Below are 16198 nucleotides of genomic sequence, written 5' to 3'. Positions count from 1 at the left end.
GCTCGACACCTGTAAGACAATTCTTACACGCGACAGCAAGGACTGGCATCAGGCGGAGCTGTCGACCGCCTTCCGGAGCCGGTCGAGGAGGCGGAGCTCAAGGTCGATGTCCGTCTGCCGGATGCTGGCGACGAGGATCTCGTCGACGCCGCTGCCCTCGAGGCGGGCGACGTCCTCGGCGACCTGCTCGGGTGAGCCGCCGAGGAACGGCCTGCCTTCACCGATCGGGTCGTCGGTCAGCGGCACGTTGGCGCGGGCGACGACGGTGAGCGCGGCGGCGTCCCGGCCGGCCTCGGTGGCGAGCCGGCGGAACGTGGCGACCGTCTCGGTCAGCTGCTCCGGCGAGAACGCGATCGGATTGAAGCCGTCGGCGATCCGGGCGGCCCGCGCGATCCCGGCCGGGGTGGTGGAGCCGAACAGGACCGGGATCGGCTGCTGCACCGGCTTCGGGTTCACCTCCGAGGCCTCGATCTTGTAGAAGCGGCCCTGGTACTCCGCCGGGTCGGGCCCCCAGCAGGCCCGCATCGCCGCGACGACCTCGTCCATCCCGGCGCCCATGCGCTTCATCGGTACATTGGCCGCCTCGAACTCCTGAGGCATCCAGCCCTGACCGAGGCCGGCGATCACCCGCCCACCGCTGAGCTGGTCGAGCGTGGCGAAGCGGCGGGCGAGGACGATCGGCGGGTGCAGCAGCGCGTCGATCACGCTGGTGCCGAGCTTGACGGTCTCGGTCATCCCGGCGACGTAGCTCAGCGTCTCCAGGGGCTCGTAGGTCAGCCGGTAGGTCTCGGGGATGCGCGCCGGCGGTGCGCCGAACATCGAGATCTCCGCCATCGGCCGCAGCAGCCGCTCGTAGGTCCACACCGAGTCGTACCCGAGGCGTTCGGCCTCCTTCGCGACCCGCGCGATGTTCGCGGGCCCCGCGAGGGCGCCGGAGGTTGGTAACTGGACGCCGAGCCGCATCCGCTTCCCCTATTCGTAGATCGAAATCCTTCCGCTCAAACGTGGCACGGGGTCGGGACTTTAGTAAGGGGCAACGCCGTATGTCGTCGCCGCGCGCCGGGCCGAGGAGTAGTAGCTCGTGCCGCCCGTCGCGCAGTTGCCGCTGCCGCCCCAGTTCATGCCGATGCCCACGGATCCGGCGAAGAGGGGGCCACCGCTCTCGCCGGGTTCGCTGCACACCGTGGTGCGGATCATGTTGTACAGCGTGCCGCCGGCGTAGTTGATGGTCACGTTCAGCGAGGTGATCGTGCCGGTGCGGACCCCGTTCGGTCCGGTGCGGCGCACGGCCTGGCCCACCGTGCCGGAGCCGAACGAGGTGATCGGCTGCAGGCCGCCCGCGAACAGGTTCACCGTGCTGGGCTTGGCGATGGTGGTGTTGGTGTACCGCACGAGCGCGTAGTCGTAGCTCGGGTCCCGGGCCGCGACGACGCCGAGGACCGTGCCGGTCCCGGTGCCGGCGTAGACGGTCGCGCCGACCGCCGGGACGCAGTGCGCCGACGCCAGGAAGTAGTACGTCGCGCCGGCCTTGGCGTTGAAGCCGAGCAGGCAACGACCGCTCGTCGTGTTGAACCAGTCGCCGCCGGCGATGTGCGGCCGCAACGTGCCCGGCTCACGCAGGACCGTGCCGCCCTTGAGCGTGACGGCCCTGGCCAGCGCGGCCGCGACGGACGGGCGGACCGAGTCGTCGATGCTGACCGTGAGCGTCGCGTCGGTCCACCACGCCGTGCCCGGGGTGCTGGTCCAGCTGGTGACGGGCGCGGCCGATGCTTCCGGGGACGGCAGCAGGATCGCCGCGGCCGCCAGGGTGCTGAGCAGGATTCGGCGCATGGGTTTGGGCCTCCATCCAGAGATGTAAATCTCTAGATGGTAGTGCCTCAGTGTCCGGAGTGGTTGCGCTGGCAGCAGCGGGCCCGGGCGAGCAGCTCGTGCATGCGCGGCGCGGCCTCCTCGGCGGTGCGCAGCGGCGCGCTGAACGGCAGCTGCACGTCGCGGTGGCGGGCGGCGAACTCCAGCCGGAGCACCACGCCGAAGCGGTCCATCCGGATGGGCGCGATGCGGCGCACGCCGTGCAGGTGGTGCGGCGGGATCAGCCGCGACAGGTGCTCGATCGCCTCCGGGTGCGCGCCGGTCAGATGGCACAGCAGGTCCGCCTCATCCGTCGCGAGGGGGTCGGGGCGTGCGGCGGCGAACTCGCCGGCGTCGACCCGGACCTCGCCGAGGAGCGGATCGGCGAGGGTCGCCTCGGCGAGCTCCAGCACGGCCCGCAGGTCTCCGTCGTGCTGGAGCCACCCTTGATAGACGGCCCTGGACCGCACCCTTCCCTTGACGGGCGTCGGTGCCACGTCGGTGATCTCGATCACCGCGGCGACGTCACGCTCGGCCTCGACGAGCAGGGCGACGTGGCTGCCGGCGGGCAGCTCCACGATCACCCGGCCGGTCTCGTCGACGTGATGGCGGCCGATGAGGTCGCAACGGTGACCGGGGACGTGCAGCGTCAGGGATGACGCGGCGGCCAGCAGCGTGCGGAGCCGTTCCGCGGCGGTGGGGAGCTTGATCCCGGACAAGGAGACCTCCTAAGGTTAGGCTTACCTTAGTAGAGAGGTTGCAAATGAACCAGTCTCGGCCGAAGGTCCGTCTGTCCCGGGCGCTCGGTATGCCGCTGACCCCCAAGTGCGTCAAGTACTTCGAGCGTCGCCCGTTCCCGCCCGGCCAGCACGGGCGCAGCCGCCCGAAGCACAGCGACTACAAGGTCCGGCTGCTGGAGAAGCAGCGGCTGAAGGCGCAGTACAACCTGCGGGAGAGCCAGCTGCGGCACGCCTTCGAACGGGCGGCCGGCCGGCCCGGCAAGACCGGCGAGGAGCTGATCGTCGACCTGGAGACCCGCCTCGACGCGCTGGTCCTGCGGGCCGGCTTCGCCCGCACGATCTACCAGGCCCGGCAGGTCGTCACCCACCAGCACCTCACCGTGAACGGCCGCCGGGTCGACCGCCCGTCCGCGCGGCTGCGCCCCGGTGACGTCATCCAGGTGGCCGAGCGGAGCCGGCAGAAGACGCCGTTCGTGGTGGCCGCCGCCGGCGCGCACGTGGGCGAGCGGACGGCGCCGTACCTCAGTGTCGACATCTCCGGGCTGACCGCGACGCTGATCCGCCTGCCGCTGCGCCGGGAGGTGCCCGTCCTGTGTGACGAGCAGCTCATCGTGGAGTTCTACAGCCGGTAGTCTCGACGACCAGTGGAGACCTATGACGTCATCGTGATCGGGCTCGGCGGGATGGGCAGCGCCGCGGCGCACCATCTCGCCGCCCGCGGCCGGCGCGTCCTCGGCCTGGAGCGCTTCGGGCCCGCCCACGACCAGGGCGCCAGCCACGGCGGGTCCCGGATCACCCGGCAGACCTACTTCGAGGACCCGGCCTACGTGCCGCTGCTGCTGCGCTCGTACGAGCTGTGGGCGGCGCTCGAGCGGGACTCCGGGCGGGACCTGATGGACCTGTGCGGCGGCATCATGATCGGCTCGCCCGACAGCCTCACGGTCGCCGGCAGCCGGCGCAGTTCGGAGCAGTGGGGGCTGCCGCACGAGATGCTCGACGCGGCCGAGATCCGCCGGCGGTTCCCCAACCTGCGACCTCAGCCGCACGAGGTCGGCCTGTACGAGCGGAAGGCGGGACTCGTCCGCCCCGAGGAGACGGTCCGCGCCAACCTCGACCGGGCCTCGGCGCTGGGCGCATCGCTGCGCTTCGAGGAGCCGGTCACCGAGTGGACGTCATCGTCCTCCGCGGTGCAGGTGCGGACGGCTCGCGGCACCTACTCGGCCGGAGCCCTGGTTATCTGTCCGGGGCCGTGGGCGCCCTCGCTGCTCGCGGATCTGGGCATCCCGTTCTCCGTGGAGCGGCAGGTGCAGTTCTTCTTCCAGCCCGTCGGCGGGGTCTCGGCGTACCTGCCGGACCGCCAGCCGATCTTCATCTGGGAGGGGCCGCCGGAAACGCAGGTCTACGGCTTCCCGGCGCTGGACGGCCCCTCCGGCGGGGTGAAGGTCGCGTTCTTCCGCGGCGGCGAGGTGACCACGCCCGAGACGATCGACCGGTCGATCCGCCCCGACGAGATCGCAGCCGTCGCCGCGCACCTCGCCGACCGGGTGCCCGGTATCGCCGGCACCTACCTGCGCGGCAAGACCTGCATGTACACCAACACCCTGGACACGCACTTCGTCATCGGGCGGCATCCCGGGCACGCGAACGTGACCGTCGCGTGCGGCTTCTCAGGCCACGGGTTCAAGTTCGTCCCCGTGGTGGGCGAGATCCTGGCGGACCTGGCGCTCACCGGCGCGACCCGGCATCCACTCGGCCTCTTCGACCCCCGGCGTTTCTGCGATGCTCACCCCTGAGGAGCTCCGGGACGAGACGTGCGTCGCATGTCCGGGGCAGCGCCTGCCGCTGGGTGCCTTCGACGTCGCCGCGCGGCCGTCGCCCACCGTCCCGTTCTCGGCTTCCCTCGGCTATCGGGTGACGGCCGACACAGGGGTGCCGACGTGCGTGCATCCGTTCCGGGTCGGTGTCATGCCCGGCCTGTACGCGTCCGCGGGCGAGCCCCTGACCTCCCCGGTTGCTCCGGTCCCGCCACCTGAGCTGGAACTTCCCTCGGACGGGACGCTGCTGGAGGCGTGGCTGCTCGCGGTGGTCCGTTCGGCGCCCGCCGCCGCGCTCGGTGAGACCGTCGCGAGGGCCGAGGCGCTCGCCGCAACCCGGTTCTCACCTGCGGAAATCGTGCCGGCGATGCGCAGGGTCCTGGGTGGTTGTTGACAGGGCTGGCGGGGGAGAGTAAGTTTGCACAGCCAGCACGAGCCGGGCGGATGTGTCGCAGCGCGATCATCGGCCGGTGTGCGAGGCCACCCGCAATTTCACTCACCTTTCGGTGTGCGTCAGCGCGGGTGTGATCGGGCGATGCTAGCGAATCCCCTGGGAATCGCGATTTGGCGAAATCGACCGAGACGCTCTACAGTTACGAAGGCCCCGAGAGAGCGCCTCAACAAAGAGGCGGTTTCAAGGTGTGTGTTGGTTGTTTGAGAACTCAACAGGGTGCTTGTTAAGCCAGTGCCAATTGATTGACCCCGTGACATGGCTTTGTTGTCGTGTCCGAGGATTCCTTTGGTGACAAACGATTGTTTGTTGCCAGGACTGATTTTCCAGATTTTGTTGGAGAGTTTGATCCTGGCTCAGGACGAACGCTGGCGGCGTGCTTAACACATGCAAGTCGAGCGGAAAGGCCCTTCGGGGTACTCGAGCGGCGAACGGGTGAGTAACACGTGAGTAACCTGCCCTAGGCTTTGGGATAACCCTCGGAAACGGGGGCTAATACCGGATATTCATTCTCCGCGGCATCGTGGGGTGTGGAAAGTTTTTCGGCCTGGGATGGGCTCGCGGCCTATCAGCTTGTTGGTGGGGTGATGGCCTACCAAGGCGACGACGGGTAGCCGGCCTGAGAGGGCGACCGGCCACACTGGGACTGAGACACGGCCCAGACTCCTACGGGAGGCAGCAGTGGGGAATATTGCACAATGGGCGGAAGCCTGATGCAGCGACGCCGCGTGAGGGATGAAGGCCTTCGGGTTGTAAACCTCTTTCGACAGGGACGAAGCGCAAGTGACGGTACCTGGAGAAGAAGCGCCGGCCAACTACGTGCCAGCAGCCGCGGTAAGACGTAGGGCGCGAGCGTTGTCCGGATTTATTGGGCGTAAAGAGCTCGTAGGCGGCTTGTTGCGTCAGCTGTGAAAACCCGCAGCTCAACTGTGGGCTTGCAGCTGATACGGGCAGGCTTGAGTTCGGTAGGGGAGACTGGAATTCCTGGTGTAGCGGTGAAATGCGCAGATATCAGGAGGAACACCGGTGGCGAAGGCGGGTCTCTGGGCCGATACTGACGCTGAGGAGCGAAAGCGTGGGGAGCGAACAGGATTAGATACCCTGGTAGTCCACGCTGTAAACGTTGGGCGCTAGGTGTGGGGGGCCTCTCCGGTTCTCTGTGCCGCAGCTAACGCATTAAGCGCCCCGCCTGGGGAGTACGGCCGCAAGGCTAAAACTCAAAGGAATTGACGGGGGCCCGCACAAGCGGCGGAGCATGCGGATTAATTCGATGCAACGCGAAGAACCTTACCTGGGTTTGACATGGGCGCTAAAGCAGCAGAGATGTTGTGTCCTTCGGGGGCGTTCACAGGTGGTGCATGGCTGTCGTCAGCTCGTGTCGTGAGATGTTGGGTTAAGTCCCGCAACGAGCGCAACCCTTGTTCGATGTTGCCAGCGGGTTATGCCGGGGACTCATCGAAGACTGCCGGGGTCAACTCGGAGGAAGGTGGGGATGACGTCAAGTCATCATGCCCCTTATGTCCAGGGCTTCACGCATGCTACAATGGCCGGTACAAAGGGCTGCGATACCGTAAGGTGGAGCGAATCCCAAAAAGCCGGTCTCAGTTCGGATCGGGGTCTGCAACTCGACCCCGTGAAGTCGGAGTCGCTAGTAATCGCAGATCAGCAACGCTGCGGTGAATACGTTCCCGGGCCTTGTACACACCGCCCGTCACGTCACGAAAGTCGGTAACACCCGAAGCCGGTGGCCCAACCCTTGTGGAGGGAGCCGTCGAAGGTGGGACTGGCGATTGGGACGAAGTCGTAACAAGGTAGCCGTACCGGAAGGTGCGGCTGGATCACCTCCTTTCTAAGGAGCAACCTTCACCGAAAGGTGACAGGAGCCCATGGTCGACCGAATGTGTCGACAGGGTGCTCATATGGCGGAGACACTGGCGAAGATTTCCTGACAACGGTTCATGTGTCCTAGTACTGCTCACTTGTGGGCGTGGAACGGCGATTGGATGCGGTTGGGAGGTCACACAGGCACCCTGTTGGGTCCTGAAACAATCAGCGCGTGAGCGGGGTTGTTTTCAGACGAGATCCACATCTGTCGCAAAACCGGTCGGCGTAGCCGGCGAGGTTGTGGCTGATAAAGAGGTGTGGGTTTGGTGTTGGTTGAGAATTGCACAGTGGATGCGAGCATCTTTATAGCTTTTTTGTGGTCAAGTTGCTGAGGGCGTACGGTGGATGCCTTGGCACCAGGAGCCGATGAAGGACGTGGGAGGCCGCGATAGGCCTGGGGGAGCTGTCAACCGAGCTGTGATCCCAGGGTGTCCGAATGGGGGAACCCGGCACCAGTCATGTGGTGTCACTCCCGCCTGAACACATAGGGCGGGTAGAGGGAACGCGGGGAAGTGAAACATCTCAGTACCCGCAGGAAGAGAAAACAATTGTGATTCCGTGAGTAGTGGCGAGCGAAAGCGGATGAGGCTAAACCGTGCACGTGTGATACCTGGCAGGGGTTGCGTGTGCGGGGTTGTGGGACATGTCTGAACCAGGCTGCCATCTGGTTGCACAGTCAGAAAATTCGTGGTTAGTCGAAGTCCGCTGGAAAGCGGCACCGTAGACGGTGAGAGTCCGGTAGGCGAAAATCGCGGGTCTGTGTTGGTGTGTTCCCGAGTAGCGGCGGACTCCTGTAATCTGCCGTGAATCTGCCAGGACCACCTGGTAAGCCTAAATACTCCCTGGTGACCGATAGCGGACTAGTACCGTGAGGGAAAGGTGAAAAGTACCCCGGGAGGGGAGTGAAATAGTACCTGAAACCGTGCGCCTACAATCCGTCGGAGCGTCCCACCGTTTGGTGGGGGTGACGGCGTGCCTTTTGAAGAATGAGCCTGCGAGTTAGTGATACGTGGCGAGGTTAACCCGTGTGGGGGAGCCGTAGCGAAAGCGAGTCTGAATAGGGCGTTCAGTCGCGTGTCCTAGACCCGAAGCGGAGTGATCTAGCCATGGGCAGGCTGAAGCGCGGGTAAGACCGCGTGGAGGGCCGAACCCACCAACGTTGAAAAGTTGGGGGATGACCTGTGGTTAGGGGTGAAAGGCCAATCAAACTCCGTGATAGCTGGTTCTCCCCGAAATGCATTTAGGTGCAGCGTCACGTGTTTCTTGCCGGAGGTAGAGCACTGGATGGCCTAGGGGGCCTACAAGCTTACTGAAGTCAACTAAACTCCGAATGCCGGTAAGTGAGAGCGTGGCAGTGAGACTGCGGGGGATAAGCTTCGTAGTCGAGAGGGAAACAGCCCAGATCACCAGCTAAGGCCCCTAAGCGTGTGCTAAGTGGTAAAGGATGTGGGGTCGCATAGACAACCAGGAGGTTGGCTTAGAAGCAGCCACCCTTGAAAGAGTGCGTAATAGCTCACTGGTCAAGTGGTTCCGCGCCGACAATGTAGCGGGGCTCAAGCACACCGCCGAAGCTGTGGCATTCACATGATAACCCGGCCTGATTCTTCGGATGAGGGTCCAGGTGTGTGGATGGGTAGGGGAGCGTCGTGTCACCGGTGAAGCGGCGGAGTGATCCAGCCGTGGAGGTGACGCGAGTGAGAATGCAGGCATGAGTAGCGAAAGCAGGGTGAGAAACCCTGCCGCCGGATGACCAAGGGTTCCAGGGCCAGGCTAATCCGCCCTGGGTGAGTCGGGGCCTAAGGCGAGGCCGAGAGGCGTAGTCGATGGATAACGGGTTGATATTCCCGTACCCGCGTAGAAGCGTCCATGCTGAACCTTCATGTACTAACCTCCGGATTCCTTGAAGCCTTCGGGTGGATGGGTTGATGTTGGGAACTTGTGGGGTAGTAGGCAAGCGATGGGGTGACGCAGGAGGGTAGCTGGACCCGGCCGGTGGTTGTGCCGGGGCAAGCGTGTAGCCCGCAGTGTAGGCAAATCCGCACTGCTTGAGGGTGAGACGTGAAGCGGAGCCGTTTCAGGCGAAGTCAGTGATCCCATGCTGCCGAGAAAAGCCTCTAGCGAGTTTCGAGCGGCCCGTACCCCAAACCGACACAGGTGGTCAGGTAGAGAATACCGAGGCGATCGGGCGAACTGTGGTTAAGGAACTCGGCAAATTGCCCCCGTAACTTCGGGAGAAGGGGGGCCACCGATGGTGAGACCACGTGCTGGTGGAGCGGTTGGTGGCCGCAGAGACCAGGGGGAAGCGACTGTTTACTAAAAACACAGGTCCATGCTAAGTCGTAAGACGATGTATATGGACTGACGCCTGCCCGGTGCTGGAACGTTAAGGGGACCTGTTAGTCCTTCGGGGCGAAGCGGAGAACTTAAGCGCCAGTAAACGGCGGTGGTAACTATAACCATCCTAAGGTAGCGAAATTCCTTGTCGGGTAAGTTCCGACCTGCACGAATGGCGTAACGACTTCCCCACTGTCTCAACCACAGGCCCGGCGAAATTGCACTACGAGTAAAGATGCTCGTTACGCGCGGCAGGACGGAAAGACCCCGGGACCTTCACTATAGCTTGACATTGGTACTCGAATTCGATTGTGTAGGATAGGTGGGAGCCGGTGAAGCGGCCACGCCAGTGGTTGTGGAGGCAAGCTTGAAATACCACTCTGTTGGATTTGGGTATCTAACTTCGGACCGTGATCCGGTTCAGGGACAGTGTCTGGTGGGTAGTTTAACTGGGGCGGTTGCCTCCTAAAATGTAACGGAGGCGCCCAAAGGTTCCCTCAGCCTGGTTGGCAATCAGGTGTTGAGTGCAAGTGCACAAGGGGGCTTGACTGTGAGACTGACAGGTCGAGCAGGGACGAAAGTCGGGACTAGTGATCCGGCACTGGCAGGTGGAAGCGGTGTCGCTCAACGGATAAAAGGTACCCCGGGGATAACAGGCTGATCTTCCCCAAGAGTCCATATCGACGGGATGGTTTGGCACCTCGATGTCGGCTCGTCGCATCCTGGGGCTGGAGTAGGTCCCAAGGGTTGGGCTGTTCGCCCATTAAAGCGGTACGCGAGCTGGGTTTAGAACGTCGTGAGACAGTTCGGTCCCTATCCGCCGCGCGCGTAGGATACTTGAGAAGGGCTGTCCCTAGTACGAGAGGACCGGGACGGACGAACCTCTGGTGTGCCAGTTGTTCTGCCAAGAGCACGGCTGGTTGGCTACGTTCGGAAGGGATAACCGCTGAAAGCATCTAAGCGGGAAGCTCGCTTCGAGATGAGGTATCCCACCCCTTGAGGGTTAAGGCCCCCAGTTAGACCACTGGGTTGATAGGCCGGAAGTGGAAGCCTGGTAACAGGTTTGAGCTGACCGGTACTAATAGGCCGAGGACTTGACCTCATACACAAAAGCTGTGAAGACAACGCATCCACTGTGTGATTCTGAACCAACACCAGAACGCACCCCCGACAGACTGGGGTGTGCGGTGGTTGACAGGTTCATAGAGTTACGGCGGCCATAGCGGAGGGGAAACGCCCGGTCCCATTCCGAACCCGGAAGCTAAGCCCTCCAGCGCCGATGGTACTGCACCCGAGAGAGTGTGGGAGAGTAGGACGCCGCCGGACAAAATTTCGCAGTAGCCCCAGCCATCCGGCTGGGGCTACTCGCATTTCCAGACCAGGAAAACAGCGCCAGGAAAGCCTCGCCACCGAACGGCGAAACGCCGATGGCCGGCACCCCCGCCAGGGTGCCGGCCATCGGAACGCTCCGGGGGAGCGGTGTGGTGGTGCTTAGTTGGAAGCCACGCCGAAGGCGCCGCCGTCGGTGTGCAGCTGCGTGGCCGAGGCGAACGAGCTGTCGAGGCGCGCCTGCAGGGCCTCGAGCTCGTTGTACTCCGACGCCGACGAGTGCTCCGAGCCCTCCGCGGCGAACGTGTGGTCGGCGCTGGCCTCGTTGTGGTCGTACGAGGTGAAGTCCGACTCCTCGTACTGCGCACCCGACGCGTCCGTGACCGACACGTGGTGACCCTGGTCGAACGACGTCGACTCGGCCGACGCGGAGTCCTGCTCGTACACGCCGAAGTTCGAGTCGTAGTTGTTGTCAGCCGCGTTCACCTCGTGCAGCTGGTTCAGCGACTCGTGGTCCTGACCGGTCTCCACGTGACCGTAGTCGGTGCCGCCGTCGTACCCGTGGTCGCCGCTGTCCCACTCGCTCATTGCGTTTCTCCCCGATGTCCGGTGTGTTTTCCGTTGCTGTCGAAGACAACGTTAGTCAATCTTGCGGACCGTCGAATCCCCGAAACGTGCCACGGAGATCACACCAGCAGGACGCGGCCGGTGACGCCGGAGGCGGGCACGGGGCCGTAGTGGCGGGAGTCGCGGGCGACCTCGCGGTTGTCGCCGAGGACGTAGAGCATGCCGTCGGGGACCGTCACCGGCGTGCAGTCGGTGGCCGCGCCGTGGATGTAGGGCTCGTCCAGCGGCGTGCCGTCGCGGCGCACCCTGCCGCCGGCGCAGTCGATGGTGTCGCCGGCGAGGCCGATGACCCTGTCGACGGTGGTGAACGAGCCGCCGACGCCCGACGGGGCGCGCAGCACGACGATGTCGCCGCGGTCGATGCCCGTCAGCCGGAACGAGAGCCGGTCGACGACCGCGTGGTCACCGATCGACAGGGTCGGCGCCATCGCGCCCGACGGGATCGAGCGGAGCTGGAACGCGGCCAGCGCGGCGGTCGCGACCAGGGCCGCGACGACGGCACGGCGGACCCGGCGCCGCTCCCGCACCGCGACCCACAGGCCGCCGGCCGTCCAGCGCAGCACCGGCCAGGTGCCCTTGACCTCGTCGAGCTCGGCGATGACGGCGGCGCCCCACGGACTGCGGCTGCCCGCCAGTGCCACGGTCAGGACGCCGCGGGCCAGCCGGTGGACGGCGCTCACGACGCGGTCCGCGGGTGCAGGCGCGGCGCCGGAGCGGTGGCCTGCGCCGCGCGCCGGGCCAGGCGCGAGCGGGCCAGCGACGCGCCGTCCTGGGTCAGCCGGTACAGGTGGCGTGGGGGACGACCGGGCTGCTCCGCCGGCTCCCAGCGGGTCTCCAGCAGCGCCCCCTCCGCGAGGCGCATCAGGATCGGGTACAGCGAACCGGACGCCAGCCCGGTCTCGCGGCTCAGGTCATACCCGTACCGCCACGCGTCGGGCGCGGCGAGCAGGGCCTCGAAGACGTGCAGCGTCTGTGGCGACGAGTGCGGCAACCTCGGCATACCTGAAACTCTACATATGAAGACTATCGCTGGAAAGGTGTGCCGCGCCCCCGGGCGAGGGCGTCGACCCGGCGCAGCGCGTCCGGCAGGCGGAACGCCCCGGCCATCGCCGCGACCATCGCGGCCGCGTCGGGCAGCGGCACCCCCGCCGCGGTGACGAACAGGGGCCGGTCGGCGCCGCCGCGGCGCACGGCGACGGCGTGGGTGGCGCTGCGGAACGCGGTCTTCGCCACGCCGACCACGGGGATGCCGAGCGCGTCGCGGACGTGCGCGCCGAGGCCCGGGCGGCCGTCCGGGTCCAGGTCGACGTAGCCGTCGACGATGAGCAGGTCGAGCGGTGGCAGCGGATCCAGCAGCGCGTGGACCGCCGGCAGCTCGCGCTTGTAGAAGACGCCCGGCTCATACGGGGCGACGTCGTCGAGCCAGGCGACGCGCTCGTCGAGCAGCGCGCCGAACGTCGGCTCGGCGGCGACCACCAGCGCACCCCGGGCGCCCCCGGTGTCCGGATAGTCGACGTCGATGGCGCCGTACCGCCGCGGGTTCACACCGGCAAGTGAACCAGCTCTGCGCCGCGGGTCAGCGCAGGGCCTCGTCCAGGCCGGATCGCGGCGTTGATGAGGCCGAGGTGGGAGAACGCCTGCGGGAAGTTGCCGAGCTGCGCGACTCCCAGATGCCGTCGTCGGGCTCGTCCCAGTGCTCGCACAGCCAGTCGACGGTCTCCGCCAGCCCCTTCCAGCCGTCGTACGTGGGGCGCCCCACCCAGGTCCGCCAGAAGTCCCGGGTCTCGTCGTACAGGCGCCAGATCTCGTCGACGGAGGCCGTGGCCTTCGATAGGTGGGAATTCCATGCCTCGACGGTCGCCCGGGCCGGGTGACCGTCCAGCACCCGTAAAGGGTGACCGGCGGGTGTCAGGGGCGGGTGGCGGCGCGCTCCAGCAGGGAGACGAGGCCGGCGCGGGTCGCCACGACGATCATCGTGTGGCTGCGGTCGAGGGTCCGGCCGCGGTTGCGTTCGGGCCACCAGAAGGTCTGGACGCCCTGGCCGAGGCCGGGGCGGCCGGTCTGGACGGCGACGAGACGGAGCTCGTCGGCGACGCCGACCTCGTGGAACGGGCGGCCCTCCAGCAGGGAGCGGGCGCCGACGCGGACCTCCGCGACGAGCAGGACGCGGCGGCCGACGGGGATCGTGTCGACGACCTCGCTGCCGACCATCGACGCGGCGAAGGCGGGGGCGGCCAGGTAGGAGACGCTGCGGGAGTGGTTGATGCCGAAGGCGACCTTGATCCGCCGGGCGAAGTCCTCCTCGAACAGCCGCAGCACGACCCGCAGGTCGGCGCGCAGCGAACGGGCGAGCAGGGCCGCCTCCAGGTTGGTGACGTCGTCGGTGGTGACCATGACGAGGCAGCGTGCCGTGGCCACCGACGCGGCCTCGAGGGTCTCGGTGTCCTTGGCGTCGCCGAGGATCACCGGGATGCCGAGCGCCCGGGCGACCGCCACGCCGCGGGCGGTCGGGGCGCGGTCCACGGCCACCACGTCGATGCCCTGGTCGTGCAGGCCCTGCACGACGCGCGCGCCGACGTTGCCGAGGCCGACGACGATCACGTGGTTGCCGACGGGCACGGCCAGGCCGCCGGCGGCGATCTTCAGGCGGGCCTTGACGAGGGTGTTGACGACGGCGGCGGTGACCGCCGGGATGACCGCGACGCCCGCGAAGACCAGCGCGAGGTCGACGGCCTGGCTGATCCGGCCGGCCTCCAGGTCGGCGTTGGCGCCACCGAGGGTCGTGAGCACGGTGACGTACAGCGCCCGCCACGGGCTCAGGTCCCGGACGGTGGCGACCACGACGCTGCCGGTCGCGATCAGGGCGAACACGCCGACGAGGACCCGCCGCAGGCCGCCCTTGAGCACGAGCCGGGTCATCCGCAGCGGGTGCCGGCCGTCGCGCCGCGGCGCCGGCTGGACCTGGCCGTAGACGCTGACGAGGACCAGGTCGGCGGCGTCGTCCGGGGGCAGGGTGGTGCCGCCGGCGGTGTCCGCCAGGCCGCACCGGATGTCGGCCGGGTTCGCGAGCGCGCGGTCGACGGCGGCGAGCCGCTGGCCGTCGGTGAGCTGGATCGACGTCGGGGTGTTGTCGCCGAGCGCCGCCGCGACGAACGCCGGCGCGGCGATCTCCGACGCGGACAGGACCGCGCAGTTGCGCACCCGCGACGCCACGCCGGCGCCGAGGACGGTGTTGAACATCCGCAGCACGACCCGGACGTCGGGCAGCACCTCCCGGGCGATCAGCGCCGCGTCGACGTTGGCGACGTCGTCGGCGTCGACGAACGCGATCGCCTCGGCGTCGGCGAGCTCGGGCCGCAGGAACGTGGCCGCCGTCAGGCGCCGCTCCTGCACCACCATCGACCACGGGTCGGGCGCGCACAGCTCGGCGATCTCGGGCGCCAGGTTCTGCGTGAGCGACGGGACCACGGCCGTCACCTGAGCGCCGTAGCTGTTGATCAGCTCGCCGACCAGCCGCCGTGCGAGAGCGTTGTCACCCCAGACGACGAACCGGCGCACATCGACGATTGTACAAACGTCCGGTGAGCCTGAGGCGTCAGCAGGGTGGCGGGAACCCTGCCAGGAGATTGACGTCGTACACCAGCACCGCGTAGCGGCCGCTGTCGAAGCGCTGCTTCGGCGACCCCCACATGCGCATCGCCTGCGCCGGCGTGCCGTAGAACGGGCGGTCCTTCTCGAAGACGATGAACCTGGCGTCGTGCGCCGCGTCGTACATGTCGGTCTTCGACTGCCAGCACATCGGGATCACCCGGTCGTGGTCGCCGATCACCGGCGCGACGGTCACCTTCCGGTGCGTGGTGACGGTGATGTTGTTGGACACCCAGTAGGCGCCGAGGCCGTAGGTGAGCCCGCGGGCCTGCAGCCAGTCGGCGACCTCCTGTCCCTCGGACGCCTGGGCGCGCGGCGGCGAGTACGCCACCAGGTTCAGCGTGAGCAGCGCCAGCACGCCGGCCAGCACGCCCTGCCGCCAGCGGGCCGTGAACCGCCGGCCGGTGGGCCCGTCGGCGGCCATGAGCCGCGGTCCGACGACGCGACCGGCGATGACCGCGGCCATCGGCAGCACGGGCGAGATCTCCCGCGCCGCCATCAGGTCGACCGGCAGCGTCGACACGATCTCCGCGCCGATGTCGCAGCAGATCGCGATCGCCATGATGGACTCGACCCGGTCGGCGGTGCCGCGCAGCGTCCGCAGCAGCACGATCGCGACGGCGACCAGCGCGACGACGAACCCGATCAGGTGCAGGTACGAGACGCCCTGCTGGACCCACTTGCCCTGCCAGCCGGGCCGGTGGGTGCCGAACAGCACGCCCAGCATCCGCGCCGTCATGTGCGCCCGGCCGAACCACTCGTCCCACGGCGACAGCTCGATCGGCGGCTTCGGCGTGTGGTAGCCGCCGATCGCGTGCAGCGCCCAGGTCGCCAGGTGCGACAGGGCCACCGACATGCCGGCGGCGAGCGCCAGCTGGAAGTCCATGCTCGTCAGGCGGCTCCGGAGCGACCCGGGCAGCCGCAGCGCACGGACCAGGCACACCAGGGCGAGCGGGACGGCGCCGACGAACGTGACGAGGGGGTCCCCCCACGCGCCCCAGCCCAGCAGCAGCGCCACGACGACCGGCTTCGCCTTCGTGTCGCGCATCCGGTCGATCGCCCCCCACGCCAGCAGCAGCGGCACGGCGGAGCCGGTGTGGTTGGGCGAGGACAGCAGCGTCTGGTAGCCGGTGCCGGGCACCGGGCACAGCAGGATCGCGACGGTCACCCCGACCCGCAGCCACGCCTGGAGCCCGGTCGCGCGGCCCTTCGCGAGGGCGGCGGCGAGCAGCACGATCATCGTGTACGTGATGGCGGCCGCGATGTGGATCTGGTCGACGGTCGGCCCGGTGAAGACCTGGACGATCGCGTACTGGATCAGCTCCGTCGGGTAGAACGCGACGTCGGACAGCGTCCATCCCGACAGCCGCGGGTTGCCGTGGAACATGTCCCAGGCCTGCAGCGCGTTGCTCGCGCCGTCGCTGTTGATCGGGAACGCGTACGCCATCCGCAGGTATGCGAAGAACAGCCCCACGGCTGCGACGGCGATCCCCGAACCAATCAACAGCCTGGTTTTCAACACC

13 protein-coding genes and 3 rRNA genes are annotated in these 16198 nt (G+C 67.1%); 6 read left to right on the top strand and 10 right to left on the bottom strand.

Annotated elements, in window-relative coordinates; translation table 11 throughout:
* Positions 1-48: 48 nt before the first annotated feature.
* Genes ACQEVZ_RS22065 through ACQEVZ_RS22055 form a run of 3 tightly spaced genes read right to left on the bottom strand, consistent with a single transcriptional unit; the run spans position 49 to position 2567 of the window.
* The gene (locus tag ACQEVZ_RS22065; RefSeq protein ID WP_344512250.1) at positions 49-963 is read right to left on the bottom strand and encodes a TIGR03619 family F420-dependent LLM class oxidoreductase; all 915 of its coding nucleotides are present in this window, start codon (positions 961-963) and stop codon (positions 49-51) included.
* Positions 964-1023: 60 nt separating this feature from the next.
* On the bottom strand, positions 1024-1830 hold the full coding sequence (locus ACQEVZ_RS22060; protein ID WP_433369407.1) for a S1 family peptidase: 807 nt from the start codon (positions 1828-1830) through the stop codon (positions 1024-1026).
* A 47-nt stretch (positions 1831-1877) separates the two neighbouring features.
* On the bottom strand, positions 1878-2567 hold the full coding sequence (locus ACQEVZ_RS22055; protein ID WP_433369404.1) for a DUF2470 domain-containing protein: 690 nt from the start codon (positions 2565-2567) through the stop codon (positions 1878-1880).
* Positions 2568-2611: 44 nt separating this feature from the next.
* Here ACQEVZ_RS22055 and rpsD point away from each other — a divergent pair, with 44 nt between their 5' ends.
* The 6 genes from rpsD to rrf all read left to right on the top strand — a co-directional run bounded on the left by rpsD (position 2612) and on the right by rrf (position 10397).
* Positions 2612-3220, top strand: a complete 609-nt coding sequence (rpsD, locus tag ACQEVZ_RS22050) for a 30S ribosomal protein S4 (protein ID WP_344512255.1) — start codon at positions 2612-2614, stop codon at positions 3218-3220.
* A gap of 12 nt (positions 3221-3232) precedes the next feature.
* Positions 3233-4381 (top strand): N-methyl-L-tryptophan oxidase, encoded by a 1149-nt coding sequence (gene solA / locus ACQEVZ_RS22045; protein ID WP_433369400.1) that lies wholly within the window; start codon positions 3233-3235, stop codon positions 4379-4381.
* Positions 4368-4796: a hypothetical protein gene (locus ACQEVZ_RS22040; protein WP_344512259.1), complete on the top strand. Its 429-nt coding sequence runs from the start codon at positions 4368-4370 to the stop codon at positions 4794-4796. Before solA ends, ACQEVZ_RS22040 begins: the two co-directional genes overlap by 14 nt.
* 390 nt (positions 4797-5186) lie before the next feature.
* Positions 5187-6702 (top strand): 16S ribosomal RNA (locus ACQEVZ_RS22035).
* 353 nt (positions 6703-7055) lie between these two features.
* Positions 7056-10173, top strand: a 23S ribosomal RNA gene (locus tag ACQEVZ_RS22030).
* A 107-nt stretch (positions 10174-10280) separates the two neighbouring features.
* Positions 10281-10397: ribosomal RNA gene (rrf, locus tag ACQEVZ_RS22025) — 5S ribosomal RNA — on the top strand.
* The 16S, 23S and 5S rRNA genes sit together here, the layout of an rRNA operon.
* 165 nt (positions 10398-10562) lie before the next feature.
* Here rrf and ACQEVZ_RS22020 read toward each other — a convergent pair.
* From ACQEVZ_RS22020 to ACQEVZ_RS21990, 7 genes are all read right to left on the bottom strand, one after another.
* Positions 10563-10988 carry a hypothetical protein gene (locus ACQEVZ_RS22020; RefSeq protein WP_433369397.1) on the bottom strand — a complete coding sequence of 142 codons (426 nt, stop codon included), beginning with the start codon at positions 10986-10988 and terminating at the stop codon, positions 10563-10565.
* A gap of 98 nt (positions 10989-11086) precedes the next feature.
* Entirely contained in the window at positions 11087-11707 is a 621-nt protein-coding gene (gene lepB / locus ACQEVZ_RS22015) for a signal peptidase I (RefSeq protein WP_433369394.1), read from the bottom strand.
* Positions 11704-12027: a PadR family transcriptional regulator gene (locus tag ACQEVZ_RS22010; RefSeq protein WP_344503895.1), complete on the bottom strand. Its 324-nt coding sequence runs from the start codon at positions 12025-12027 to the stop codon at positions 11704-11706. The genes lepB and ACQEVZ_RS22010 overlap by 4 nt, the downstream gene beginning before the upstream one ends.
* 23 nt (positions 12028-12050) lie before the next feature.
* Positions 12051-12572, bottom strand: coding sequence for an endonuclease V (locus tag ACQEVZ_RS22005; RefSeq protein WP_433369390.1), 522 nt, complete (start codon positions 12570-12572; stop codon positions 12051-12053).
* Positions 12573-12603: 31 nt separating this feature from the next.
* The gene (locus ACQEVZ_RS22000) at positions 12604-12912 is read right to left on the bottom strand and encodes a hypothetical protein (RefSeq protein ID WP_433369387.1); all 309 of its coding nucleotides are present in this window, start codon (positions 12910-12912) and stop codon (positions 12604-12606) included.
* 23 nt (positions 12913-12935) lie between these two features.
* Positions 12936-14585, bottom strand: a complete 1650-nt coding sequence (locus ACQEVZ_RS21995) for a potassium channel family protein (RefSeq protein ID WP_354905253.1) — start codon at positions 14583-14585, stop codon at positions 12936-12938.
* Positions 14586-14622: 37 nt separating this feature from the next.
* Entirely contained in the window at positions 14623-16197 is a 1575-nt protein-coding gene (locus ACQEVZ_RS21990) for a hypothetical protein (RefSeq protein WP_433369384.1), read from the bottom strand.
* Between the last annotated feature and the right edge of the window lies 1 nt (position 16198).

Origin of the sequence: Dactylosporangium sp. CA-152071, from assembly GCF_050936335.1 — a bacterium.
GTDB classification, from domain to species: Bacteria; Actinomycetota; Actinomycetes; order Mycobacteriales; family Micromonosporaceae; genus Dactylosporangium; species Dactylosporangium maewongense.
This window is presented reverse-complemented; position numbering and strand designations above follow the sequence as displayed.

What these genes read in the sequence shown, in the direction of transcription:
- ACQEVZ_RS22010 (WP_344503895.1), bottom strand. Translation starts at nt 12,027, where the DNA reads ATGCCGAGGTTGCCGCACTCGTCGCCACAGACGCTGCACGTCTTCGAG.
- ACQEVZ_RS22060 (WP_433369407.1), bottom strand. Translation starts at nt 1,830, where the DNA reads ATGCGCCGAATCCTGCTCAGCACCCTGGCGGCCGCGGCGATCCTGCTG.
- rpsD (WP_344512255.1), top strand. Translation starts at nt 2,612, where the DNA reads ATGAACCAGTCTCGGCCGAAGGTCCGTCTGTCCCGGGCGCTCGGTATG.
- ACQEVZ_RS22020 (WP_433369397.1), bottom strand. Translation starts at nt 10,988, where the DNA reads ATGAGCGAGTGGGACAGCGGCGACCACGGGTACGACGGCGGCACCGAC.
- ACQEVZ_RS22040 (WP_344512259.1), top strand. Translation starts at nt 4,368, where the DNA reads ATGCTCACCCCTGAGGAGCTCCGGGACGAGACGTGCGTCGCATGTCCG.
- ACQEVZ_RS22065 (WP_344512250.1), bottom strand. Translation starts at nt 963, where the DNA reads ATGCGGCTCGGCGTCCAGTTACCAACCTCCGGCGCCCTCGCGGGGCCC.